This window comes from Streptomyces sp. NPDC040610 (assembly GCF_055594065.1).
On record NZ_JBVIXA010000003.1, the window covers coordinates 153,354 to 175,892 of the forward strand.

Sequence of the window (22,539 nt, forward strand, 5' to 3'; positions counted from 1 at the left end):
ATACATATGACGGAACGTCAGTAGCGACAGAAATCCATGGCGTCAGATATGTGTGTGACCGGTCCACGAGGAGCAGTCATGAACCCACGGCGTAGCCGACGCAGTAAAAGAACGGGCCGGCGCGGAAAACGGCTGGCCGTCATCGCTGCCGGGATCATCGCGTCGACGGCTGTGGTCGCCGTGCCCGGACACACCGCGGGGAAGGCGCCCGGGGCGGAGCCGACGCCCGCGCAGAGCCCGGTCCCCGCTCCGGCCGAGAGCCCCGCGCCCGCCGGAAGCCCGTCGCCCGCGCAGAGCCCCGCGCCCGCCGACCCCGATCTCCCCGCCATCGGCGCCTACCTCGACTACGGCCCCCTCGGCGTCGACCGCATGACCGAGCTGAGCAAGTGGCTGGACGGGACCGAGCTGCGGGTCGGGCACACATACCTCCCGGGTGACCGGTGGAGCAATATCGAGGGCGCGCCGCGCTTCCTGGAGAGCTGGGCGGCCTGGCGCAAGGCCAAGGACGACCGGATGTTCGTCCTGAACGTGCCGATGCTGGAGCGCAACGAGGACCGCGTCGGCGACTGGCAGGTGCGCGCGATGCTGCGGCAGGGCGCGTCCGGGCTCTTCGACGAGCACTTCCGCGTCCTCGCGAAGCGGCTTGTCGACCTCGGGGTGCCGGACACGGTGATCGTGCTCGGCTGGGAGATGAACGGCACCACGTACACCCATCGTTGCGGTCCGGATCCGGAATCCTGGAAGACGTACTGGAAACGAATCGTCACCACGATGCGTTCGGTGCCGGGGCAGAAATTCAAGTTCGATTTCACCCCGAATCGCGGTCGGGACGCCATTCCGTGGACCGATTGCTATCCCGGTGACGATCTGGTCGACATCATCGGTCTCGATTCGTACGACCAGCCCAGCGGCGTGACGTTCGACCAGCAGGTGACGGAGGAGTACGGGCTCCAGCACCACGTGGATTTCGCGAAGGCCCACAAGAAGCCCATCTCGTATCCCGAATGGGGGCTCTTCCGCAACGGCGACAACGACGAGTACATGCGCCGGATGCTGAAGTGGATGGCCGAGCACAAGCCGCTGTACAACACGGTCACGGACTACTGCCCGCACGGCGTGTGGCAGTGCAAGGACAACCCCAAGGCCACGAAGGTGTACCGCGAGGCGCTCTCCGGCCTGCCGGTGAACCCGACGCCGAAGCCGACCGAACCGACCGCTCCGGTACGGCCGCCGCACTGCGCGCCGCTGGACCTGGGCGACTGGGTCGAGTACTGGCTGGGCGGGAAGCTGTGCCTGCGGTTCGACTGGTGGGAGCGCAAGGAGCGGCCGCGCGCCTGAGGGGGCGCGCGGGGCGCGGGGGCGGTTGGGCCCGGCGCGGTGGCGGAACCTTCACGGGGAAGTTCCGCCACCGGGCCGCCCCTCACCTGCACGCCCCTGACCTGCACGGACCTCACCTGTACGGGCCTCACCCGCACGGCTTTCACCCCCGCGCCCCGCAGCACGTTCCCGCCCCTGCTGCCGCAGTTGCCGTTCCCGGCGCACTCCCCGCGCCCACTCCCGCGCCGCCGCCTCCCCCGCGGCCGCCGCGAGCAGCGGGGCCGTGCCGGTGCGGGCCAGCAGATAGCGGCGGTTGGGGGCGGGGTCGGGGCGCCAGTGGTGTTTGTACGGTTCGTCGCCGCGCAGCAGGGACAGGGTGCGCGGGTGGGCGCCCGCGGTGTACTGGGTGCAGGCGTCGAGCAGCATCGTGGCCACGTCGACCTTGCGTTCGCGCAGGCGCGGATGGGCGCCGTAGAGGTAGCCGCCCGCGAGCCGCGCGGACAGCAGGGTGACGTCGGCGGCCAGGACCTCCCCGTCCACGTGGAACTCCGTGACCACCGCGTCGCCCGCCGCCACCATGGGGCGCACGGAGCGCAGCAGGTGCTCGCGGAAGCGCGGGCGGAGGTGTTCGGTCGTCACCCTGCGCCCCTGCCACTGGAGTTGGTGCAGCCGCAGGAGGGTGGCCAGGGACGTCTCCACCTCGTCGGCGGGTACGACGCGGGGCCGCACGCCGACCGCCGTCAGCTTGCGCAGTTTGGCGCGGGCGCGCTGGGCCGTCGTCGTGGGCAGCCGCTTCAGGAGCTCGTCGACGGGCAGCGGGGGCAGTTCGAGGCACGGGGAGTCGGTGAGCGCGCGGCGCGGGCCGCGCCACCGCTCGTACACGCTCTCGACGCAGGCACCCGGGCGGGCCTCGCGGAAGTCGATCAGCGCGCCCCGGGCGAGATCGCGCAAGCCCTCGGTGAGGGCGTCCGCCGCGCGCTCGCGGCGGTCGGCGGCGAGCAGCACGTCCGCGAAGTCCGAGATGGCGCCGCCGAGCGGCCGCAGCGCCGGGACCGGCCGGTACGTCCGCATCAGCGGCGCCGCCGCCACCAGGTCGCCGCCGTCGCGGACCAGCAGCACCCGCAGCCGCCCGCGACGGCCGTACGACCGCCACCACGACGTCAGCCACGCGTGGCTCTGGAACGGCGTCGCCTCCTCGCAGTCCTCGTACAGCCGACGCCAGGGACCGGCGAGGGACGCGAACTCGGCCTCGTCCACGCAGAGTCCGGTGCTGAGCCCGGACCGGGTCGCCGTCGTCACGCGCCGCCCCGGACCTCGGCGGACGCGGGCCCCGGCACGGCACCGCCGGGCAGCGTCCTGGCGGTGGCGCGGGGGCGCACCAGGAGCCCGAGGCCGCCGAGCAGGCCGCCCGCGCACAGGCCGACCAGGGCGGTCACCGGGGCGGAGAGCGAGGAGGGGGCGGTGGGCGCGACGGCGCGGGAGAACGGCAGGAGCTTGACGCGGGTGCTGTCCTTGGTGTGGCCGGCGCTGGTGGTGAGCGCGCGGGACACCGCGTTCGCGAGGGTGGCGGCGGCGTCGGGCCGGTCGGCCGACGCGGACACCGAGATCATGGGGGCGTCGGGGGAGGTCGCCACCTTGACCCGGTCCTGCAGCTCGGTGGGCGAGATGCCCGCGGCGATCTGGGCGTCCCCGAGGACGGCGAGCTGGGTGGCGACCCTGCCGTAGGCCTGCGCGAAGCCCAGGGCGGTGGCCGGGTCGGCCTTGGCGCCGGGCACGGCGACGACATAGCTGGTGGCGGTGTACTCCGGGGTCTGGAGCAGCCCGTACGTGCCGCCAGCGAGGGCGCCGAGGGCCGCGCAGACCGGCAGGACGGTCCAGCGGGGGAGGCGCGTGAGGCGGGTGAGAGGGGCGAGGCGGGTGCGAGGCGGGGTGGATGGGGTCTGGGTGGCCTGGGTGGCCTGCGTGCCGCCGGTGCCGCCTGTCGTACCGCCGGACGTGGTGCTGGACTTGGCGCTGGACGTGGCGCTGGACGTGGTCGTCCCCGAGGGGGCGCTCGAAGGGGCGCTCATGGAGCGTTCACCTCCTGGTTCGGGCCGGTGAGCACGGACGCGTAGACGTCCATCAGCCGACCGGCGCTGCGGGTGATGTCGTAGTGCCGCACCGCGGCGGGTGCCGTGCGCTGCGGCGGTGGTCCTGACCTGCGCAGGCCGTACAGGACCTGCGCGAAGGAGTCCGGGTCGCTCGCGCAGTACGCGGAGTTGGTGCGCTCGTGCGCGGGCAGCCCCTCGACGGCGGGGCAGGACGCGTAGAGCACGGGAAGGCCGCCGGCCAGGCCCTCCACGAGGGCGAGCCCGAACGCCTCCTCCGGGGACGGGGAGGCCAGCGTGTCCATGGCCGAGAGCAGCGACGGCAGATGCGTGACGGCGCGCTCCGCGCCGCCGTCCTCGTGCGCGGTCTCGCCCGCGAACCGCACCCGGTCGGCGAGCCCGAGCCGCCCGGCCAGACGGCGCAGCTCCGGCTCCTGCGGGCCCGAGCCGACCAGGAGGACCCGTACGTCGGCGGGGAGTTGGGCGGCGGCGCGCAGCAGGACGTCGAAGCGCTTGCCCTCGGTGAGACGGCCGACGCCGCCGACGACGAACGCGTCCGCGGGCAGGCCGAGGCGCTCCCGCACGGCCGCGCGGGCGGCCGGGTCGAAGCGGAAGCGCTCGGCGTCGATGCCGTTGGGCACCACCCGGATGCGCCCCCAGGGCACGCCCCACCGGTGCAGGCGGGTGCCGACGGCCGGGGACACGGCGACCGTCATCCGGCCGAGCCGCTCCCCGGCGAGGTACAGCGCGCGCACGCCGGACGTCAGCGGGCGCCCCTCCATCTGCGAGTCGCCCAGGGAGTGTTCGGTGGCCACGACCGCCCGCACCCCGGCGACGCGGGCCGCGATCCGCCCGTACAGGCAGGCGCGGTAGAGGTGGGTGTGGACGACGTCGTAGCGGCCCGCGCGGATCAGCCGGACCAGGCGGGGCAGGGCGGCGACGTCCCGGTTGCCCGCCATGCCGAGGTCGGTGACGCGGGTGCCGTCGGCGGTGATGCCGCGGGCGACGCTGCCCGCGTTGGTGAGGGTGAGGACGTCGCAGGTGGCCGGCAGATGGCGGAGCAGCAGGCGCAGTTGCTGCTCGGCGCCGCCCATGCCGAGCCCGGTGATGATGTGCAGGACCCTCACGCGGTCACCGCCGCCGGGAGCGGGGTGTGGTCCGGGCGCAGGGTGCGGCCGCGCGGCCCGCCGGTGGCCCGCTTCAGGCGCAGCCGCAGGGAGGTGTCGCGCTGCCCGATGTGGATACGGGGCAGGGCGAGCGGTCCTGTGAGGTCGCCGGGGGCGATGGCGCAGGCGTACGCGTACCCGGCGGCGCGCACGGCGGCCAGGACGCGGGGGTCCGCGTGGCCGTACGGATAGCAGAATCCGTGTACGTCACGGCCCGTCAGGTCGGCCACGGCGGACCGGCTGTCCGCGACCTCGCGGCGCAGGGTGTCGTCGTCGGCCTGTGTGAGGTCGACGTGCGTCAGGCCGTGCGAGGCGACCTCCATGCCCTGCTCGGCCGCGCCCCGGACGCCGTCGGCGTCGAGGAGGGGCTTGCGCGGGCCCAGCGGGTCCCAGGCGTTGTCACCGCCGAGGCGCCCCGGCAGTACGAAGACGGTGGCAGTGCAGTCGTGGCGGCGCAGCAGGGGCACGGCGTGGTCGAGGAAGTCGGCGTACCCGTCGTCGAAGGTGAGCCCCACGAGGCCGCGCCCCCGTCCCCGGCGGCACGCCTCCAGGAGCCGCTCCATGGACACCCCGCGCAGGCCGCGGCGGCCCAGCCAGGCCAGCTGGGCGTCGAGGCGGTCGGGGGAGACGGTGATGTTGTACGGGTCGTCTGTGGGGTCGGCGATGGAGTGGTACATGGCGATCCAGCTCGCGGTGCGCCTTTCGCTCGCGGGGCGCGTTGGGCGGCGTGCGGGGGGCTCCGGGCGTGGGGTGGGGTCGTTGTCCGGGTGCGGGTTTGTGGGGGGTGCGCCGCGCTGCGCGCGGCGGTCGCTCCCACCCGTCCACCCGTCGCTGTCGGCCGTGGGGTGCGGGCCGGGGGCTTGCGGGGCGGTGGAGTCGTCCGGCGTCCCCTCGGGCAGCATCCGGTCGCCCGGTCCCGTCTGCCCCTCGGACCGCGTGAAGTCAGCTGTCATGGCGTCCCTTTCGTCTGGCGGTGTCAGGGGCGCGGAGGCGTGCCGCGGCGCTCAGGCGTGCGGTCGCGGCGCGCAGGGCCGGTACGCCGAGCCCCCACCCGGCCGCCAGGAACGACACCCCCACCACCAGGCCGCCCGTCACCACCGCGGCGACCGGCGGGCCGACGTGGTGGGCGCACCAGGCGCCCAGGCCCGCCGCGCACGCGGCCGCGAGGACGAGGCGGCCCAGCTGCCCGGCGACGGCACGCGTGCGCAGGGGGACGGCGCGCGGCCCGAGGGCGTGCAGCAGGAGCACCGCCGTGACGCAGATCCCGGCCGCGTTGGCGCCCGCGATGCCGTACACGCCCCAGGTGCCCACGGTCAGGAAGCCGGTCCCCGCCGTCGTGAGGATGCCGACGCCCATCGCGGCCAGCGGCGCCCAGGTGGCCCGGCCGACGGAGAAGTGGGCGCGGGCGAGGGCGCCCACCAGCGTGTGGCCGAGCAGCCCGAGGGCGTACACCCGCATGACGGCGGCCGTCGCGGAGGTGTCCGCCGACGTGAACGCGCCGCGCTGGAAGAGCAGATGGACCAGGTCGGGCGCGACGGCGACGATCGCCGCGGCGCCGTAGAGCACCACGCACCCGGCGAGCACCAGGTCCCGCTCGACCCGGTCCCGCGCCCGCTCGGTCTCGCCCGCGGCCAGGGCCCGCGCGACCACGGGGAAGGTGACCGTGCACAGCATCAGCGACAGGACCATCGGCATCTGCGCGACCTTCTGCGCGTAGTTCAGATGCGAGATCGCCCCGGCGGGCAGCGAGGACGCGAGGAACCGCTCGATGAGCACCTGCGACTGGCGGCACAGCGCGAAGAGCAGCACGGTCCAGATGACGGCCGTCTCCAGGCGTACGGCCTGCTCCCCCCGCGCCGCCGCCCCGGCCGCGCTCCTCACCCGCAACTGCCGCCACAGGAAAGGCGCCTGTACGACGACCATCAGCACCCCGCCCAGCGCCACTCCCACCGCGGCCGCGCGCACGCCGAGCGGCACGGCGAGCAGGAACAGGGCGGCGATGATGGCGGTGTTGTAGACGACGTACACGGCGGCGGGCGCGGCGAAGCGCTGGTGGGCGCGGAGGGCCGCGCTGCAGTAACCGGCGAGCCCGAAGCTCAGGGCACAGGTCGCGGTCAGCCGGGTGCAGTCCACGGCGAGCCCGGGGTCCGGCAGGCCCGGCGCGAGCGCGGCCACCAGGAGCGGGGCCGCGGCGATGAGGGCGAGGCAGGCGCCCACGAACCACAGGGTCATCCTCGGCAGGGAGGCGGCGACCAGGGCGCGTACCGGATCGGGCCCGCCCCCGTCGGCCGCCGCGCGCCGCGTGAGCGCCAGGCTGAACGCGGGCACCAGGAAGAAGGCGAGCCCGTCCTCGATGAGCAGCGTCGCCGCCATCTCCGGCACGGTCCAGGCCACCAGGAACGCGTCGGTGTCGCTCCCGGCCCCGAAGAAGTGCGCGAGCACCTGATCGCGCACGAGCCCGAGAAGGGACCCGGCGACGGTCAGGACGGCGGTGACGGCGGCGGCCTTGGCGAGGAAGGAGTTGCCGGGGTCGGCGCCGGGGGGCGGGTCGGAGGCGGGGGGTGTGTCCGTACGGGGGACGGGGTCCGGCTCGACGGCTTCGGCGGCCCCGGCAGCTTCGGTGGCCCCGGGCTGCCCCGGAGCCCCCTTCGCCGCTGCGGCCTCCCCCGCCCCCGCCTCCGTGCCGGGCAGCGTCGTCATCGCACCCCCGCCACGGCCTGCGGCACGCCCGTCTCGTACGAACTCCCGCTCCCGTACGCCGATTCGGCCCCGCACGCCGAAGCCCCGCTCCCTGCCCCCACCTCATGCCCCACGCCGGAGAGGTACGCAGAGCCCTCCGCGCCCCCCTCGCGCTCCCCGCGCCCCCGCAGCGCCCACCAGGCGCACCCCCCGAGCGCCACCGCCGTGAGCACCGTGGACGGGCCGCCGATGTCGGCGTACATGAAGTCGACGAGCTGCCAGACCAGCAGGCCGCAGGCCGCGAGGGCGCAGTCGAGACGCTCTCCCCCGGCCCCCGCCCGGCCGCGCCTGGGCCGTACCCGCGCCCACCCCAGGACCGCGCACACCAGCAGCGCGAGCCAGCTGCCCGCCAGGGTGAGCAGGCCGAGGAGGCCCTGTTCGCCGAGGACGAGGAGGTACATGTTGTGCGGGGACAGCAGCGGCTGGCGGCGGAACTCGGCGCCCGCGCCCGCCGTGTCGCTGCCCGAGGACAGGGCGAGGGAGGCGTGGCTGTCGCGGTGTTCGGGGAAGCCCTTGAGGCCGACGCCGGTCACCGGGTGGTCCCGCCACATGTCGACGGAAGCCGCCCACATCGCGTACCGGTCGGTGACGGACTGGTCGGGGGCGTCCGTGACGTCGGTGATGCTGCTGAGCCGGTCCTGGAGCAGCTGCGACCCGAGGCCGAGCCCTGCCACCAGGACGACGCCCGCCGCCGCCCCCACGAGCGCGGCGCGCACCGCGTGCCGCACCCCGGCGAGCAGCAGGACCACCCCGCAGGCCGCCACCGTCGCGATCCACGCGCCCCGGCTGAACGACAGCGCGAGCGGCACGGTCAGGAGCCCCGCGCAGGTCAGCGCGGCGGCCCGCTGCCGGGGCGCGCGCGGGCGGAAGGCGAGCGCGAGCGCGGCGATGAGCCCGTACGACACCACCGTCGCCATCCCCATGACGTCCGTCGGTCCGAACGTGCCCACCGCCCGGATGTCCGCGCCCATGTACGACGCCCCGGTCCCGGTGAGGTTCTGGTGCACCCCGAGCGCGCCCTGGAAGAGCGCGAGCCCGACGAACGCCCAGGCCAGCACCCGGAATTGGCGGGCGTCCCGGATCAGGACGAGGACGGCAGCGGGTACGAGGACGAAGACCTGGAGGTAGCGCGCGGCCCCGGTGACGCCGGTCGCCGCCGACGAGGACGCGCACGCGGCCGCGGCGATGCCGACCACGGGCAGGCCGAGGACCACGGCGGCGCTCCGGCTCAGGGGGCGGCGCGCGGAGCGGACGACGTGGACGAGGGCGCAGCCGACGACCACCGCGGAGAACGCGTCGGCGGGGGTGCCCCCGGAGCCGTCGCCCGCCGGGACGGGCAGCGCGAGCAGGGCCAGGAGTACGACGACGGGCAGGACGGGCAGGACGGTGGCCGCGTGGCGGAGGGCCGACGCCGCCGGGGAGTCCGAGGGGGGCGGCGGGGCGTGCGGGGGCGGGTGCGGCAGGGCGTGGTCCACGCGATCAGCTCCCCGTGCGGCGCAGCAGGCACCCGACCGTGCGCAGCAGGATGCACAGGTCCTGCCAGAGCGACCAGCTGTCGATGTACGCGTTGTCGTAGCGGCACCGGTCCTCGATGGAGGTGTCCCCGCGCAGGCCGTGGATCTGGGCGAGGCCGGTGATGCCGGTCTGCATCCGGTGGCGGTAGGCGTACTGCGGGTGGCGCAGGCTGAACCGGTCGACGAAGAAGGGCCGTTCGGGGCGCGGGCCGACCAGGCTCATGTCGCCGCGCAGCACGTTCCACAGCTGCGGCAGCTCGTCCAGGGAGGTGGCGCGCAGGAACCGGCAGAAGGGGCTCATGCGGTGCTCGTCCGCGACGCTCCACCGGGTGGCCGACTCCTGAGGGTCGGCGGGGCGGTGGGTGCGGAACTTCAGGAGCGTGAACAGCCGTCCGTCCTTGCCGACGCGCTCCTGGCGGAACACCACACCCGGGCCCTCCGTGGCACGGAGGACCAGCGCGCAGGCGAGCAGCAGCGGCCCGGTGAGCAGGAGCAGGGTGCCGGACACGACGATGTCGAGCGCCCGTTTGCCCGCGCTCGGCCGCGGCCGGTACGCGGCCACCAGCGGGCGGCAGCGGAATCCGGCCACGAACAGGGGGCGGGCGCGGTCGCGCGGCGCGGGGACGGCCGGACCGCGCGGGTCGACCTCCCACAGCTCGCAGCCGAGTCCGCGCAGGGCGGCGGCGCGGGCGTCGTCGGCGGGGGCGCGGCCGGACAGGAGCAGGACGGCGCGGACGTCGTTCTGGATGACGGCGCGGTGCAGTTCGTCCTCGGAGGACAGCAGGGGGAGTTCGGGCGCGGCGCCCAGGTGCTGCTCGGGACCGCCGCCGACTCCGCTGTCCTGCCCCGCACTTGATCCGCCGCCGAGCCCGGCCCCCGGCCCACCGTCGGCCCCGTACGCGTACTCGGCGTCCCCCGAAGCCCCTGACACCCCTGCTGCTTCCCCAGACACCCCAGACACCCCAGACGCCCCCGCCTCCCCCACGACCCCCACCGGCCGCACTCCGCACCGCGGGCGCCGCAGCAGTGCCGCCGCCACGCTCCGGGCCTGGCCGCCGTGGCCGAGCACCAGGACCGGGCGGGGCCTGCGCGCGGCCGCCGCCCTGCGGTGCCAGTGGGCGAGGGCACGGCCGCCCGCGCCGAGCACGCCGTGCAGCGCGGCCGCGGTGAGCAGGGTGGCCGGGGGCAGCGGGGCGGACGGGGACACGACGGGCGCGAGCGCCGAGGTCAGGGCCGGGGCGAGGACCGCGGCGGCGCACCAGGCGAGGGCGATCCGCCAGGCCAGCGCGGGCAGTTCGTCGAGGAGGGCCGGCGCGAGCGTGTCCTCGTACAGCCTGCCCTGGGTGTTGAGGGCGAGGACGCCGGTGAGGAGCAGGGCGAGCAGGGCCGGGGAGCGGTACGGGTCCGGGAGCAGCAGGGCCGCGGTCACGGCGGCGAGCGCGTCGGCGGAGAGCAGGGCGAAGGCCCGGTGGCCGCGGTGGACGGGCTGCCCGCCGCGGCCACCGGCGCGCCCGGCCGGTGCTCCCCGGGGAGCGACGACGAGGGGCCCGGTCCGGTGCCGCTCGTCCTGCCGTGGGTGTCCGGACGACGAGGTGACGGTGCGTTCCGCGCTCACGTGGTGCTGCACTCCCTGTGCTCGGTGGGCGCCGGGCCCAGAAGTTCGCGGTACACCGCTTCGACCGCGGCCGCCGTACGGCGCACGTCGTGGTGGCTGAGGACGTGCGCGCGCCCCTGTGCGCCCAGGGACTCGCGCAGGGCCGGGTCGCGCAGCAGGGCCGTCAGGGCGTCGGCCAGCGCGTCCGGGTCCTCGGGCGGGACCAGTGCGTGGGCGTGGTGCGCGGGCGGCAGGCTCTCGCGGGCCCCGTCCACATCGGTGAGGACGACGGGCCGGGCGCAGGACATGGCCTCCAGGGGAGCGAGTGCCATGCCTTCCCAGCGCGACGGCTGGACGACCACGTCGGCGGCCCGGTACCAGGGGGCGGTGTCCTCGGCAGCGCCCACGAAGGTCACGGAGGAGCCGACGGCTGTCACGGAGGAGCCGATGGCCGTCACGGAGGAGCCGACGGCCGTCACGGAGGAGTCGACGGCACCGGACAGCACAGCCGCGCCGACCGACCCTGCCCGCAGCCCCGCCGGGTCCGGCGAGCCCGGCCGCAGCACGCCCGGGTCCGGCGAGTCCGTCCGCAGCACGCCCGCGTCGGGCAACCCCGTCCGCAGCGCCTCCGCACCCCGCAGCCCCGCAGCCGCCCCCGCCCCCGCCCCCTCACTCAGCCCCGCAGCCTCACCCAGCCCCGCCCGCAGCTCCTCCGCGTCCGGCCCGTCGCCGACCAGCACGAGCCGGGCCCCCGGCACGCGCGCCGCCACCGTCGGCCAGGCGCGCAGCAGCACGTCCTGCCCCTTCTGGCGGCACAGCCGTCCGACGCACACCACCCAGGGGGCGTCCAACCAGGGGGAGTCCAACCGGGGGGCACCCACCACCCGGGAAGCGTCCACGCCCCACCCGCCCTCGCCCGCCGCGAGCAGCTCGTCGCGTGCCGCGCGGCGGTCGGCCGGGGCGAACCGCTGTGGGTCGATGCCGTTCGGCACGAGGGAGCAGGGGCCCGTGATGCCCGCGCGACGGCCGGTGTCCCGTTCCGCCGCGCTGACGCACAGGGTGCGGGCCGTCCAGCGTGCCGCGTGCCGCTCCCAGGTGCGGGCGAGCAGCGCGACGCCGCCGTCGACGGCCTCGAACGACCAGGCGTGCGGCTGGAAGACGGTGGGCACGCGCCCGCGCACGGCGACCCGGGCGGCGAGCCCCGCCTTGGCGCTGTGCGCGTGCACCAGGGTGGGCCGGACGGCGTCCACGATCCGGGCGAGGTCGCGCACCTCGGCGCGCAGGCCGGGGCCGGGGGAGCGGGCCGCCGCCCAGGGGTGCACGGGGACGGGCCCCGCGGAGCGGGCGAGGGTGCCGCCGTCCGGGCAGGCCAGGTGCACGTCCATGCCCGCCGCGCGCTGCGCCCTGACCAGGTCGGTGACGACGCGGGCGACGCCGCCGTCGACGGGCTGGCTGACGTGCAGGACGCGCGGCGCGGGAGAGGAGTTCGACGGCAGTTGCATGCACGACTCCTTGGGTTCCTTGGGTCAGGACGACGGAATACGCGCTACCGCTTCACGTCGACCGCGGCGAACAGCACACCCGTCCAGGCCGCGTCGCGCCGCGCGGACATCCGCACCGTCAGGTCGCCGCGCTGTCCGCGCAGCCGGTCGGGCAGGCGCAGCACATCGGAGTCGTATCCCAGGGTGTTGGCGTACGCGGGGTTCCTGAGGGCCGGTCGGCCGGGCTCGCTGACGGTCGAGTTCAGTACGTCGTCGGCGGGGTTGGCGCGGTCCGAGAGTGGCACGGCCCCGCCGCGCCCGGCGGACACGTGCACCGCGTCACCGCGCACCCCACGGTCGCCGTCGTACGCGACGAGCCCGACGACTCCGCCGCCACCTGGCACACCTGGCACACCGGGCGCCACGGGGACACCCTTCATCCGCACCGTGTGCCGCCGCCCCGTTACTCCGAATGAGTCAAACCCGTCCCACAGCGCGATTGACCGCTTCGGCAGCGCCGCGTTCTCGTACGCCACCACCAGCGTCCAGCCGCCCCACGCCCCGGCCTTGGAGTGCCCCATCGCGACGTTGACCTGCGCGACCGTGTAGAGCCCCGAGCCGGAGCCGCGGACCAGCGACGTGACGTCGGCGGACGCCTGGAACGCGTCCGCGCCGCCCGCGACCCGGTGGCCCGTCAGGGTGTCGGCGAGGACGGCCCGGTAGCTGCCGCCGGGCTCGGCGATCAACACCCGGCCGTTGTCCTTGGGCGGCTTCTGCTCCCCGACGCGGAGGTTGCCGCCCCAGTAGAGCCGGGCGTACGAGACCCGGGACCCGGCGGGCAGCCGGAGCTCGCCCGCGCTGGAGTTGTACGTGTTCGGGTCGCGGTCGATGTCCGTGTAGAACATCTCGAAGTCGTGGTTCGCGCCCGGCCCGCCGCGCCGCACGTCCGCGCACGGGGCCGCCGCGCGGGACACCGGACGGCGGCAGGTGATCGCCGAGTTGGCGGCCCGGACGATTCCGCCGTGCTGGACCGCGTGGTAGCGCTGCGCGAAGGCGATGCGGGGCTTCTCGGCGTCGGGGGCGGCGGCGTCCTTGCCCGGGGCGGCGGCGCCGGTGCCGGTACCGGTCAGTGAGAGGCATCCGGTGAGGGCGAGCAGGACGGCGAACACACGACGCGGGCCCAGAAGATGACGCATGACGGCGCTGGCCTTCCACAGTGCGGTTAATCGCATAAATGTGTGGATCTGAGTGTGTATGACGGAAATAGACTCAGAAGGAAGCGCAACTGTAGCGTTTATTCCGAGAGTTTCTGACGACTTGTTGCCGTGTGTCGGATTGGTGAAGCGTGTGGCCGAAGTGCGTGGAACACATCACTCATCTGGGCGCACAACCCAGCGCAGGGGAACTCAGTTGATCCCCACACCGGGCATCACGCACGGCTTCCGCATCATCAGAACGAGGAGCAGTACTCCATGTCGCGTACCACCAAGGCTCTTGCCCTGTCCGCCGTCGCCGCCGCCGCCGTGGCCGGTGGCGCCGGTGTCGCCGCCGCCGACAGCAGCGCGCAGGGTGCGGCCACCCAGTCCCCCGGCGTCGTCTCGGGCAACGCCATCCAGGTGCCGGTGCACGTTCCCGTCAACGTGTGCGGCAACAGCATCAACGTCATCGGCCTGCTGAACCCGGCGTTCGGCAACACCTGCGCCAACGACTGACGTACAGCCGTTCGGCGTACAGCGCCTGACGCAGAGTCGGCACAGCGGCGGTCGTCCCCGGTTCGGGGGCGGCCGCCGCTTCGCGTGTCGCGCGCTTCCGGGTGGAGTACGCCGGTACCCCGGATGGACGTCGCCCGCCGGCTCGTCGGGGGCTCGCCGCACTTCCTTCTCACCTGCGCCGATGCCGTTTCCACCGGATGCAGACCGCCACAGTGCGTGGTCGCTCGGTTGCGGACCGTGGCGGCCGTTTAGACGGTGATCACAGGATCCGACGTATCACCGAAAGGGAAAAGACCTATGCGAGCTCTGCCTGTACGGCGCATCGCGACCTCCTTCCTGTGCACCGCCCTCCTGCTCGGCACCGCGGGCCCTGTCTACGCCGCGACCCACGACGACACGGCGCGCGAGGCGGCGGCCACCGCGCCGCAGGCGCCTCTTCCCGGCGTCGATGCGCTCCAGGCGCAGGTGAAGACGCTGGGCGACATCGGCGGCGTCCTCAAGCCGGTCACCGACCTGCTCGACGCCGCCCTGAAGGCGGACAACGGCCAGCTTCCGGCGGCGGACGCCACGAAGCTCGGGGACGCCGTCAAGGAAGCGATCGCGAAGGTCACGGCGGCTGCCCCTGTCCCCAAGGGCGCCGAGCTCCCCGCGACCCCGCAGCTCCCGGCGACGCCGCAGCTCCCGCTGGGCGGCGCGCCGGCCGCCCAGGCGCCGATGGACATCAAGGGCGACGCCCTGACCGCGCTGCAGAAGGCGGTCGACACCCTCCTCAAGGCCGTCACCTCGGGTGACCCCGCGGGCGTCGTCCCGGCGGCGACGGCGGTCGTCACGGGTCTGGTCAACGTCGTCGTCGCCACCGTCCTCGGCGGCGGCCTGCCGGTGCCGAACCTGCCGGGCCTGCCCGCGCTCCCGAAGCTGCCGACCGACGCCCTGCCGCTGCCCAAGCTGCCGGTCTGAGGCCGCTCCCCGCACCCTCGCCACCCGCCGCTCCCCTGTCCGGGGCGGCGGGTGGCGTCGTCAACCCCGTCCGAAAATACGCCTGTTGATATGAGAAATAGCGGCCCTTTTCATCCGTGCGGGCCGGGGGGAAGTTTCCTCTCAGGGGTTTCCGTACCGTCCTGCGCTCGTTAGGCGTAGTGAAATCAAGAGGCAGGCATTCGCTGCCTGAACGGTGCCCCCATAGGCGATCGAAGTCGCCGCAGAAAGGAACACGATGAAGTCCCTCAAGGCTGCCGCTGTCCTGGCCGGGTCGATGGCCGTCGCCGGTGTCGCCGCGCCCGCGTTCGCCAGCGACCTGACGCCCACCAGCCTGAACGGTGGCCTGGAGACGGTTCTCGGCCAGTCGATGCTGGACGCCAAGCCGCTCAGCACGAACATGCTGGACACCGAGAACAAGGACTCCGTCGTCAACACCGTGTCGGGCGCCGCGGAGGGCTTGAACACGCCCGGCGGCCCGACGCAGATTCTCGGTGGCCTTCCGCTCGGGAAGTGACCAAGCCAATGGGGGAATGAGGGGCGGGAACGTATGGGCGTGTTATTGCGGAGCTTTCCGCATTCGTGTCCATAGGCTGAAGCAAATCCACGGAAAGGTTTTGATCATGAAGAATGTCAAGAAGGCCGCCCTCGTCATCGCCGCTGCCGGCCTCGCCGCGGGCGCCGCGTCCGGCAGCGCCTTCGCCAGCGACGACGGCGCCAGCGCCGAGGGTGCGGCGGTCGGCTCCCCGGGCGTCGTCTCCGGCAACCTCGGCCAGGTCCCGGTCAGCGTCCCGGTCAACGTGGTCGGCAACACCGCCAACCTGATCGGCGCGCTCAACCCGACGTTCGGCAACTCGGGCGTCAACGACTGAGCACCCCTCGGGGACGCCTCCGCGTCCGGAGGCGAAAGGGCCGGTCCGGCGAAACACCGCCGGGACCGGCCCTTCGACGTCGATGGACCGCCCTTCCGCGCCGGTGGACCCGACCGCGTCAAGCCCGAGGGCCCGCTGACCCCATCGTGTGATGCCGTTCCCGTGCTCCGCCAGACAGGTGACAAAGGCATTCGGGCGGCCCCCACGCGTCTATAGCGTGCAGCCCATGACCTCAACCTCCAACGAACAGCGCACCTTCCGGGTGACCGACCTCGGCACCCTCGCCGTCCTCGCCTGGAGCGGCGAACACCCGGAGGACGAGCAGGACATGGCCTTCCTCCTGGCCTACTCCCTGGGCGACGCCGAAGGCGGCCCCGAAGCCACGGCCGAGGCCATGCGCACCCTCCTGCGCAACGAGCAACTGCCCATCGGCGGCCCCGTCCTCGACGGCGCCCGCACCCCCTCCCTGCCGGTGAGCCTCCTCGTCGAGGCCGAGCAGGCCGTCGTGAACATGCCCCACGTCAAGGCGCAGTGCGTCGTCCCGCCCGAGTGGCTCGCCGCCGTCGAACAGCGCGGCCACGCCTACTTCATGATCACCACCGTGGCCTGGCCCGAGGGCAAGCCCGGCAGCCCCGTCTCCGAGGAGGCGCTGCGCGACTTCGCCGGGTCCGAGGACACCATGCTGAACGCGGCCCACTGCCTGCTGCCCGTGCGCAGGCTGCGCGGCTGATGCGTGCCGTCGCGACCACGGGACGGGTGCCGGCGCAGGCCCCCGGAGCCCGGCCCGCCGCCGCCCCCCGGCCGGAGAACTCCCGGACGGCCGGGGGCGGGCGCGGCCTCGCCCTGCTCCTCGTGCTCACGGCGGCGGCGGGGCTGCTCGCCTCCTGGGTCATCACCCTCGACAAGATCGAGCTCCTGAAGGACCCGGACTACGTCCCCGGGTGCAGCATGAACCCGGTGGTGTCCTGCGGCGGCGTCATGAAGAGCGAGCAGGCCGCGGTGTTCGGGTTCCCCAACCCGCTGCTCGGCCTCGCCGCGTACGCCGTCGTCCTCTGCGTCGGCGCGAGCCTCCTCGCCGGGGCCCGCTTTCCCCGCTGGTACTGGCTGACGCTCGACGCGGGCACGCTCTTCGGCGTCGGATTCTGCACCTGGCTGCAATTCCAGTCGCTCTACCGCGTCAACGCGCTGTGCCTGTGGTGCTGTCTGGCGTGGGCCGCCACGATCCTCATGTTCTGGTACGTGACCTCGCACAATGTGCGCCGGGGACTTCTGCCCGCGCCCGCGTTCCTGCGTACGTTCATGAATGACTTCACCTGGGTGTTCCCGGTGTTGCACGCGGGCGTCATCGGAATGCTGATTCTCACCCGTTGGTGGGATTTCTGGATGAGCTGACCGCGTTTCGTCGAATCCGTCCCCGGCGCGGGAGGAGAATGCCGCGGTGTCGTCCGTACGCAGAGTCCACCGGTTGACGCGCCGTCATCTCATCGCCGTCGCGGCCGCGGCGGCCCTCGGAGCCGTCGGCGCCTTTCGCGGGTTGCGCGCGAAGGAGGACGGGCAGGAGGGGCTGCCGGGGGCGCCGGGAGGGCCCGGGTTCGACGAGACGTACCGCGGCCGTCGTATCCAGGGCGAGCCCACGACGGGCGAGCGCGAGCACGGCCCCGGCGGCTGGCGGGTCACCGTCGACGGGCAGCCGCTCGGCCTGATGCGCCGCGCCGACGGCAGCTATCTGAGCATGCTGGACCACTACCAGTCGTACGCGACCCCGCTGGCGGCCGCCCGCGGCGCGGTCGACGAACTCGGCGTGCACCAGACCCTGAGCGGCCGACTCCACTGAGTCCCGCTCGCACCGGGACCGGAGAACGGACGGATACCGACTGCCATGGTCTATACGCGCAGGAACCAGAACAGCCTCAGCCGGGCCGAGCGACGCCGGTTCGTCGACGCCGTGTTACGCCTCAAACGCCGCGGCGAGTACGACGAGTTCGTCCGCACGCACATCGACTTCTACGTCTCCGACGGCGACGACCGGCTGCGCGTCGCCCATATGACGCCCACCTTCCTGCCCTGGCACCGCCGGTTCCTGCTCGACTTCGAGCGGGCCCTGCGCCGCATGGACGACGGCGTCACCGTGCCGTACTGGGACTGGACGGAGGACCGCAGCCCGGCCGCGTCCCTGTGGGGCGAGGACCTGATGGGCGGCAACGGGCGGCGCAGCGACCGGCGGGTCATGACCGGTCCCTTCGCCCGCCGCAACGGCTGGGTCGTCAAGGAGTCCGTCACCGACGGGGACTTCCTCACCCGCGACCTCGGGCGCCGCGCCGACCCGATGGAACTGCCGACCCACCGGGACGTGACGTGGGCGATGGCGGAGACGGTGTACGACGTCGAGCCCTGGGACTCCACGTCACGGCGGGGCTTCCGCAACCGCCTGGAGGGCTGGACGGAGGACAGCGGCAGCGCGCGCTGGCGCAACCACAACCGGGTGCACCGCTGGGTCGGTGGGCACATGCTCGGCGGCGGCTCCGTCAACGACCCCGTCTTCTGGCTGAACCACGCCTTCGTGGACCTGCTGTGGAGCCGGTGGCAGCGGCTGCGCCCCGACTCGGCGCCGTTCCTCCCGGCGAAGCCGCCCACCCTCGGCGACGCGCAGTACCAGCGCATCGTCGCGCGCCGCGAGGCGATGCCGCCGTGGCGGACGACGCCGCAGGACATGCTCAGCCACAAGACGATCTACCGGTACGCCGAGTAGCCGATCCACCGGTACGTCGAGTGGCGCCGCGAGGACGGGGCGGCGCCGCCCCGCGCGGGCGGCCCACACGGCGAGGCCCCCGGCCGATGCCGGGGGCCTCGCCTCGGCGTCACTTGCCGTAGCCGCCGTGCAGGTCGCCGGTGTTGGCGCACTTGTTGCCGAACGCGGGGTTCAGCAGGCCGACGACGTCGACGGTGTTGCCGCAGACGTTCACCGGAACGTTGACGGGGACCTGGATCAGGTTGCCCGAGAGCACACCGGGGGAGCCGACGGCCTTGCCCTGCGCGCCCGCGTCCGCCGAGGCAAGCGCGGCACCGCTGAGTACGACGGCACCCGCGCCGAGCGTGACGGCGGCTGCCTTCGCGATGCGAGACATCACGTTCTCCTTTGACTGGGAAAATACGGCCGCATAGGGACGGCCGCGGTTCCTCTAACGCACGTTGTTGACACGAAGTCACGCCGGGTGAGGCTTTGCGTATTCGTGTCGTACGGGGGGCCGAGCAATTCCGGAAAACAGTCAGGGGCGGGGTGCGCTTCCTGAGTGACAGCGGTCGGTGAGCCGTATCCTTCACCGCGCCCGGGCGTTTGTGAGGGCATGACATCAGCACGCCGACTCATGGCCGCCGTCTCCCTCGCCGCCGGTGCCGCTGCGCTGGCCGCGCCCGCCGCGCACGCGTCCACCGACGCGCCGACCGCGTCCAAGATCTCCGTCCTGGACACGATCGACGACCTGCAGACCTCCGGCATCCCCGCCGAGCGCCGGGCCGAGGTGCCCACGGTCGCCAGCCAGCTCGGCGGCCTCAGCCAGCTTCACCAACTGCACCAGCTCACCGACCTGGCGGCACCCGTGACCAACGCGGTGCCCGCCGTCCAGTAGCCCGCGGCCGACGCTCAAGGACAAGCCGCCTACAGCAGCCGTACCCCTCGCCTGGCCAGGTAGGAGACGGGGTTGATGTCCGAGCCGTAGCCGCGCCGGGCCCGTATCTCCAAGTGGAGGTGCGGGCCCGTGGCACGTCCGGTGGCGCCGCTGTAGCCGATGCGGGCGCCGGTGCGGATGCGCTGGCCCTGGCGCACCGAGATCCGCGAGAGGTGCGCGAACAGCACATAGCGCTTGTCCGGCATCCGCACCGTCACCGCCTTGCCGTACGCCCCCGACCAGCGGGCGAGCACGACGACACCGCCGGTCACCGCGTACACCGGAGTCCCGTGCGGCACCCCCAGGTCGATGCCGGTGTGGTGCCCGGCGGCCCAGTTGCCGCGCACGCCGTAGCGCGAGGTGACGCGGTAGCGGCGGCGCAGCGGCCGGGTGTACCTGCCCGTGGGCTTCGCCTGGGCGCCGAGGCCCCGGCTGTCCTCCTCGGGGAGCATGGCCTCCGCGGCGGCGAGGTCGGCCTCGAACTCCTCGTCGAAGTCCGCGACGCACCAGTCCTCGGCCTCGGGGGCCCACTCCTCCCCCGGCACGGTCCATTCGTCGTCGTCCGCCGACGCGGGGGTCGCCGTGGTCGCAGTCAGCGCGCCGCCGGCCAGCAGTCCCGCGGCCAGGCCGAGCGCGTTCCGTCGTGTGGTGCCCGCTTCGCGCGGGCCGTCTATGCCGTAGCCCATACCTGCAAGGACACGCGGGACGGCACCGGCGCGCACGATCGGTTGCGCCGCCTGGCGTAAGGGCGGGGGAGCGCGGGGGCGCCGCCCGCGCCGCGGGCGGGCCCTCTTCGACCCTTCCGAACAGGCTGTTCGTGTCCGGGCCCGAGACCGTGGCCGCCGCCCGCGCTAGGCTCGACAGTGTGATGCCTCAGGAGTCGGCGAACCCCGGCACGGACGTCGACGCGGACACCTCCTACGGGGTGGTGGCCATCGCGTCGTCGGCCGGAGGCGTGCACGGTGCCGGAGTGCTGCTCAGCGGCCTCGGCCCCGATCTGCGCGTGCCCGTGCTCCTCGTCCAGCACCTCGACCCGCGCCACCGCACGGTGATCGCCGAGGTGCTCTCCCGCCGGACCGACCTGCCGGTGAAGCTCGCGGAGCACGGTGAGCGGGCCCGGCCCGGCACCGTTCACATCGCGCCACCCGACCGGCACCTCCTCGTGGGCGCGGACGGCAGGCTCTGGCTGTCGGACAGCGCCCTGGTCCACTTCGTGCGGCCCTCGGCCGACCTGCTCTTCGAGTCGGTGGCGGGGGCGTACGGGCCCCGGGCCATCGCCTGTGTCCTGACCGGGACGGGCAGCGACGGCGCGATGGGCGTCGACGCGGTGAAGTCGCGCGGCGGCACGGTGATCGCCCAGGACCCGGAGACGGCCGAATTCAGCGGTATGCCGCAGGCCGCCGTGGGCACGGGATCCGTCGACTTCGTGCTACCTCTGGAGGAGATCGCCGCGGTCGTGCGCGGACTCGTCGAGGACAAGAGGCAGTGATGGCCGGTACGCAGGACACCGAGACGGATGAGGAACTTGAGGACCTTCTCGGCTTTCTGCGGGACGCGCGGGGATTCGACTTCACCGGGTACAAGCGCTCTTCCCTCGGGCGTCGCATCCGCAAGCGGATGTCCGACGTCGACGTGCAGACGTACGCGGACTACCGCGACCGCCTGGAGACCAGCGCCGACGAATTCGGTGCGCTCTTCAACACCATCCTGATCAATGTCACCTCGATCTTCCGCGACCCCGACGCATGGACGTTTCTGCAGCGCGAGGTGGTGCCGGAGCTGCTCGCCGGGCTCGACCCCGACGAGGAGGTGCGGGTGTGGAGCGCGGGCTGTTCGAGCGGCGAGGAGGCGTACTCCCTGGCGATCATGTTCGCCGAGGCGCTCGGCATCGAGGAGTGCGTCAACCGCGTCAAGATCTACGGCACGGACGTCGACGAGGAGGCGCTGCGCGAGGCCCGCTCCGCGCTCTACACCGCCAAGGACCTGGAGGCCCTGCCCGCCGAGCTGCGCGACAAGTACTTCGAGCAGAACGGCGCACAGTTCGGCTTCCGGCCCGACCTGCGGCGCCGGGTGATCTTCGGGCGGCACGACGTGACCCGCGACGCCCCCATCTCCCGGCTCGACCTGCTCGTCTGCCGCAACACCCTGATGTACTTCAACGTCGAGGCGCAGGCGCAGATCGTCGACCGCTTCCACTTCGCGCTGCGCGAGCGCGGGTTCCTGTTCCTCGGCAAGGCCGAGATGCTCCTGAACGACGCCGAGCGCTTCGAGGTCGTCAGCATGCGCCAGCGCGTCTTCAGGCGCAGGCCCGGCGACTCGGGACCGCCCTACCAGCCCACGCCCCTGAAGATCAGGACCGGCGTCGGCCTGGAACAGCGCTCGGTGGCCCGCAACCGGCAGCTGCGCGACCTGCTGCTCGACGCCATTCCGGTACCGGCCGTCGCCGTCGACGTGGACGGGACGGTCGTGCTGGTCAACGCGCACGCCCGGGTGCAGTTCGGGCTCACCTCGAACGACTGCGGGCGGCTCTTCCAGGACCTGGAGATCTCCTACCGGCCGGTCGAGCTGCGCTCCCTGATCGAGCAGGCCACGCACGAACGCAGGACGCTGCGCATCAACCGGGTCGAGCGGCGGACGGGAGACGACGTCCAGTACAACGACATCGTGATCCAGCCGCTCTCCGGCACCGACGGGCTGCCCGCGGCCACCATCATCACGTTCTCCGACGTCACGGTGTCCACGCAGCTCAAGGCCGAGATCAAGCGCGTACGCGAAGATCTGGAGACGGCCTACGAGGAGCTCCAGTCCACCAATGAGGAGCTGGAGACCACCAACGAGGAACTCCAGTCCAGCATCGAGGAGCTGGAGACCACCAACGAGGAACTCCAGTCCACGAACGAGGAACTGGAGACGACGAACGAGGAACTCCAGTCCGGGAACGAGGAACTGGAGACCATGAACGACGAGATGCGCATCCGCTCGGAGGAGCTGGACGAGGCCCGCGCCTTCCTGGAGGGCGTGATGAGCAGCATCGCGGCGGGCGTGGTGGTCCTGGACGCCGAGATGCGGGTCAAGAGCTGGAACCGGGGCGCGAGCGAGCTGTGGGGGCTGCGCCTGGACGAGGTCATCGACGAGCCGTTCTACGGACTCGACTTCGGGCTGCCCACGGAGGAGCTGCGGCCGCTCGTCCAGAAGTGCCTGGACACCGGCAAGCGCACCGAGCAGGTCGGCGTCACCGCCGTGAGCCGCATCGGCCGCACCATCGTGTGCAACATCGTCTGCTCGCCGTTCAACGGCCACAACGGCGGGGTCGTGCTGCTCATGGAGGAGCTGTTGCAGAGCGGCGGCTGAGGAGCCGCACGGCTCTCCTGCCCGCGGGTGTGGCGCCCGGTGCGGGGAGGCGGGCGGCGACACGGA

General features: G+C 73.5%; 23 protein-coding genes. 12 read left to right on the plus strand and 11 right to left on the minus strand.

From position 1 onward, the window contains the following. Positions 1–78: 78 nt before the first annotated feature. Positions 79–1,338 carry a glycoside hydrolase family 26 protein gene (locus ACZ6AA_RS13310; protein WP_471457995.1) on the plus strand — a complete coding sequence of 420 codons (1,260 nt, stop codon included), beginning with the start codon at positions 79–81 and terminating at the stop codon, positions 1,336–1,338. A gap of 51 nt (positions 1,339–1,389) precedes the next feature. On the opposite strand, the gene ACZ6AA_RS13315 is transcribed toward ACZ6AA_RS13310, so the two are convergent. The 9 genes from ACZ6AA_RS13315 to ACZ6AA_RS13355 all read right to left on the minus strand — a co-directional run bounded on the left by ACZ6AA_RS13315 (position 1,390) and on the right by ACZ6AA_RS13355 (position 13,094). Next, positions 1,390–2,616: a GNAT family N-acetyltransferase gene (locus ACZ6AA_RS13315; RefSeq protein ID WP_468453942.1), complete on the minus strand. Its 1,227-nt coding sequence runs from the start codon at positions 2,614–2,616 to the stop codon at positions 1,390–1,392. Next, the gene (locus tag ACZ6AA_RS13320; RefSeq protein ID WP_471457997.1) at positions 2,613–3,386 is read right to left on the minus strand and encodes a YveK family protein; all 774 of its coding nucleotides are present in this window, start codon (positions 3,384–3,386) and stop codon (positions 2,613–2,615) included. Before ACZ6AA_RS13320 ends, ACZ6AA_RS13315 begins: the two co-directional genes overlap by 4 nt. After that, entirely contained in the window at positions 3,383–4,531 is a 1,149-nt protein-coding gene (locus ACZ6AA_RS13325) for a glycosyltransferase (RefSeq protein ID WP_471457999.1), read from the minus strand. Before ACZ6AA_RS13325 ends, ACZ6AA_RS13320 begins: the two co-directional genes overlap by 4 nt. Beyond that, positions 4,528–5,247 (minus strand): polysaccharide deacetylase family protein, encoded by a 720-nt coding sequence (locus tag ACZ6AA_RS13330; RefSeq protein WP_471458467.1) that lies wholly within the window; start codon positions 5,245–5,247, stop codon positions 4,528–4,530. The genes ACZ6AA_RS13325 and ACZ6AA_RS13330 overlap by 4 nt, the downstream gene beginning before the upstream one ends. Positions 5,248–5,512: 265 nt before the next feature. Further along, the gene (gene murJ / locus ACZ6AA_RS13335; RefSeq protein WP_471458001.1) at positions 5,513–7,270 is read right to left on the minus strand and encodes a murein biosynthesis integral membrane protein MurJ; all 1,758 of its coding nucleotides are present in this window, start codon (positions 7,268–7,270) and stop codon (positions 5,513–5,515) included. Next, the gene (locus tag ACZ6AA_RS13340) at positions 7,267–8,784 is read right to left on the minus strand and encodes an O-antigen ligase family protein (RefSeq protein ID WP_471458003.1); all 1,518 of its coding nucleotides are present in this window, start codon (positions 8,782–8,784) and stop codon (positions 7,267–7,269) included. Before ACZ6AA_RS13340 ends, murJ begins: the two co-directional genes overlap by 4 nt. Positions 8,785–8,788: 4 nt before the next feature. After that, the gene (locus tag ACZ6AA_RS13345) at positions 8,789–10,438 is read right to left on the minus strand and encodes a sugar transferase (protein WP_468453952.1); all 1,650 of its coding nucleotides are present in this window, start codon (positions 10,436–10,438) and stop codon (positions 8,789–8,791) included. Continuing rightward, on the minus strand, positions 10,435–11,919 hold the full coding sequence (locus tag ACZ6AA_RS13350) for a glycosyltransferase (RefSeq protein ID WP_471458005.1): 1,485 nt from the start codon (positions 11,917–11,919) through the stop codon (positions 10,435–10,437). The genes ACZ6AA_RS13345 and ACZ6AA_RS13350 overlap by 4 nt, the downstream gene beginning before the upstream one ends. A 44-nt stretch (positions 11,920–11,963) precedes the next feature. Continuing rightward, positions 11,964–13,094 (minus strand): DUF3344 domain-containing protein, encoded by a 1,131-nt coding sequence (locus tag ACZ6AA_RS13355; RefSeq protein ID WP_468453956.1) that lies wholly within the window; start codon positions 13,092–13,094, stop codon positions 11,964–11,966. Between the two features lie 276 nt (positions 13,095–13,370). Here ACZ6AA_RS13355 and ACZ6AA_RS13360 point away from each other — a divergent pair, with 276 nt between their 5' ends. From ACZ6AA_RS13360 to ACZ6AA_RS13395, 8 genes are all read left to right on the plus strand, one after another. Next, the gene (locus tag ACZ6AA_RS13360; RefSeq protein ID WP_468453958.1) at positions 13,371–13,610 is read left to right on the plus strand and encodes a chaplin; all 240 of its coding nucleotides are present in this window, start codon (positions 13,371–13,373) and stop codon (positions 13,608–13,610) included. A 297-nt stretch (positions 13,611–13,907) separates the two neighbouring features. After that, positions 13,908–14,567, plus strand: coding sequence for a hypothetical protein (locus ACZ6AA_RS13365; RefSeq protein WP_468453960.1), 660 nt, complete (start codon positions 13,908–13,910; stop codon positions 14,565–14,567). A gap of 256 nt (positions 14,568–14,823) precedes the next feature. After that, positions 14,824–15,102 (plus strand): hypothetical protein, encoded by a 279-nt coding sequence (locus tag ACZ6AA_RS13370; RefSeq protein ID WP_468453962.1) that lies wholly within the window; start codon positions 14,824–14,826, stop codon positions 15,100–15,102. A gap of 106 nt (positions 15,103–15,208) precedes the next feature. Continuing rightward, positions 15,209–15,457 (plus strand): chaplin, encoded by a 249-nt coding sequence (locus ACZ6AA_RS13375; RefSeq protein WP_468481547.1) that lies wholly within the window; start codon positions 15,209–15,211, stop codon positions 15,455–15,457. A gap of 226 nt (positions 15,458–15,683) precedes the next feature. After that, a complete protein-coding gene (locus tag ACZ6AA_RS13380; RefSeq protein ID WP_468453966.1) occupies positions 15,684–16,187 on the plus strand; it encodes a DUF5949 family protein in 504 nt (167 codons plus the stop codon). Then, entirely contained in the window at positions 16,187–16,849 is a 663-nt protein-coding gene (locus ACZ6AA_RS13385; RefSeq protein ID WP_471458008.1) for a vitamin K epoxide reductase family protein, read from the plus strand. The genes ACZ6AA_RS13380 and ACZ6AA_RS13385 overlap by 1 nt, the downstream gene beginning before the upstream one ends. Positions 16,850–16,922: 73 nt before the next feature. Further along, the gene (locus tag ACZ6AA_RS13390; RefSeq protein WP_468453970.1) at positions 16,923–17,291 is read left to right on the plus strand and encodes a tyrosinase cofactor; all 369 of its coding nucleotides are present in this window, start codon (positions 16,923–16,925) and stop codon (positions 17,289–17,291) included. A 45-nt stretch (positions 17,292–17,336) separates the two neighbouring features. Further along, the gene (locus tag ACZ6AA_RS13395) at positions 17,337–18,206 is read left to right on the plus strand and encodes a tyrosinase family protein (protein ID WP_471458010.1); all 870 of its coding nucleotides are present in this window, start codon (positions 17,337–17,339) and stop codon (positions 18,204–18,206) included. Positions 18,207–18,315: 109 nt separating this feature from the next. On the opposite strand, the gene ACZ6AA_RS13400 is transcribed toward ACZ6AA_RS13395, so the two are convergent. Then, positions 18,316–18,582, minus strand: a complete 267-nt coding sequence (locus ACZ6AA_RS13400; protein WP_468453974.1) for a chaplin — start codon at positions 18,580–18,582, stop codon at positions 18,316–18,318. A gap of 219 nt (positions 18,583–18,801) precedes the next feature. On the opposite strand from ACZ6AA_RS13400, the gene ACZ6AA_RS13405 reads away from it, so the two are divergent. After that, positions 18,802–19,083 carry a hypothetical protein gene (locus ACZ6AA_RS13405; RefSeq protein WP_468453975.1) on the plus strand — a complete coding sequence of 94 codons (282 nt, stop codon included), beginning with the start codon at positions 18,802–18,804 and terminating at the stop codon, positions 19,081–19,083. Positions 19,084–19,112: 29 nt separating this feature from the next. Here ACZ6AA_RS13405 and ACZ6AA_RS13410 read toward each other — a convergent pair whose 3' ends face one another. After that, the gene (locus tag ACZ6AA_RS13410; RefSeq protein ID WP_468453977.1) at positions 19,113–19,808 is read right to left on the minus strand and encodes a M23 family metallopeptidase; all 696 of its coding nucleotides are present in this window, start codon (positions 19,806–19,808) and stop codon (positions 19,113–19,115) included. Between the two features lie 182 nt (positions 19,809–19,990). Here ACZ6AA_RS13410 and ACZ6AA_RS13415 point away from each other — a divergent pair, with 182 nt between their 5' ends. Further along, a complete protein-coding gene (locus ACZ6AA_RS13415; protein WP_468454309.1) occupies positions 19,991–20,611 on the plus strand; it encodes a chemotaxis protein CheB in 621 nt (206 codons plus the stop codon). Then, positions 20,611–22,473 carry a CheR family methyltransferase gene (locus ACZ6AA_RS13420; protein WP_468481549.1) on the plus strand — a complete coding sequence of 621 codons (1,863 nt, stop codon included), beginning with the start codon at positions 20,611–20,613 and terminating at the stop codon, positions 22,471–22,473. Before ACZ6AA_RS13415 ends, ACZ6AA_RS13420 begins: the two co-directional genes overlap by 1 nt. Positions 22,474–22,539 lie beyond the last annotated feature (66 nt).

Coding starts and splice junctions, on each gene's coding strand:
- ACZ6AA_RS13375 (WP_468481547.1), top strand. CDS start 15,209: ATGAAGAATGTCAAGAAGGCCGCCCTCGTCATCGCCGCTGCCGGCCTC.
- ACZ6AA_RS13350 (WP_471458005.1), bottom strand. CDS start 11,919: ATGCAACTGCCGTCGAACTCCTCTCCCGCGCCGCGCGTCCTGCACGTC.
- ACZ6AA_RS13415 (WP_468454309.1), top strand. CDS start 19,991: ATGCCTCAGGAGTCGGCGAACCCCGGCACGGACGTCGACGCGGACACC.
- ACZ6AA_RS13330 (WP_471458467.1), bottom strand. CDS start 5,247: ATGTACCACTCCATCGCCGACCCCACAGACGACCCGTACAACATCACC.
- ACZ6AA_RS13370 (WP_468453962.1), top strand. CDS start 14,824: ATGAAGTCCCTCAAGGCTGCCGCTGTCCTGGCCGGGTCGATGGCCGTC.
- ACZ6AA_RS13380 (WP_468453966.1), top strand. CDS start 15,684: ATGACCTCAACCTCCAACGAACAGCGCACCTTCCGGGTGACCGACCTC.
- ACZ6AA_RS13385 (WP_471458008.1), top strand. CDS start 16,187: ATGCGTGCCGTCGCGACCACGGGACGGGTGCCGGCGCAGGCCCCCGGA.
- ACZ6AA_RS13360 (WP_468453958.1), top strand. CDS start 13,371: ATGTCGCGTACCACCAAGGCTCTTGCCCTGTCCGCCGTCGCCGCCGCC.
- ACZ6AA_RS13395 (WP_471458010.1), top strand. CDS start 17,337: ATGGTCTATACGCGCAGGAACCAGAACAGCCTCAGCCGGGCCGAGCGA.
- murJ (WP_471458001.1), bottom strand. CDS start 7,270: ATGACGACGCTGCCCGGCACGGAGGCGGGGGCGGGGGAGGCCGCAGCG.
- ACZ6AA_RS13420 (WP_468481549.1), top strand. CDS start 20,611: ATGGCCGGTACGCAGGACACCGAGACGGATGAGGAACTTGAGGACCTT.
- ACZ6AA_RS13310 (WP_471457995.1), top strand. CDS start 79: ATGAACCCACGGCGTAGCCGACGCAGTAAAAGAACGGGCCGGCGCGGA.
- ACZ6AA_RS13410 (WP_468453977.1), bottom strand. CDS start 19,808: ATGGGCTACGGCATAGACGGCCCGCGCGAAGCGGGCACCACACGACGG.
- ACZ6AA_RS13405 (WP_468453975.1), top strand. CDS start 18,802: ATGACATCAGCACGCCGACTCATGGCCGCCGTCTCCCTCGCCGCCGGT.
- ACZ6AA_RS13400 (WP_468453974.1), bottom strand. CDS start 18,582: ATGTCTCGCATCGCGAAGGCAGCCGCCGTCACGCTCGGCGCGGGTGCC.
- ACZ6AA_RS13365 (WP_468453960.1), top strand. CDS start 13,908: ATGCGAGCTCTGCCTGTACGGCGCATCGCGACCTCCTTCCTGTGCACC.
- ACZ6AA_RS13355 (WP_468453956.1), bottom strand. CDS start 13,094: ATGCGTCATCTTCTGGGCCCGCGTCGTGTGTTCGCCGTCCTGCTCGCC.
- ACZ6AA_RS13320 (WP_471457997.1), bottom strand. CDS start 3,386: ATGAGCGCCCCTTCGAGCGCCCCCTCGGGGACGACCACGTCCAGCGCC.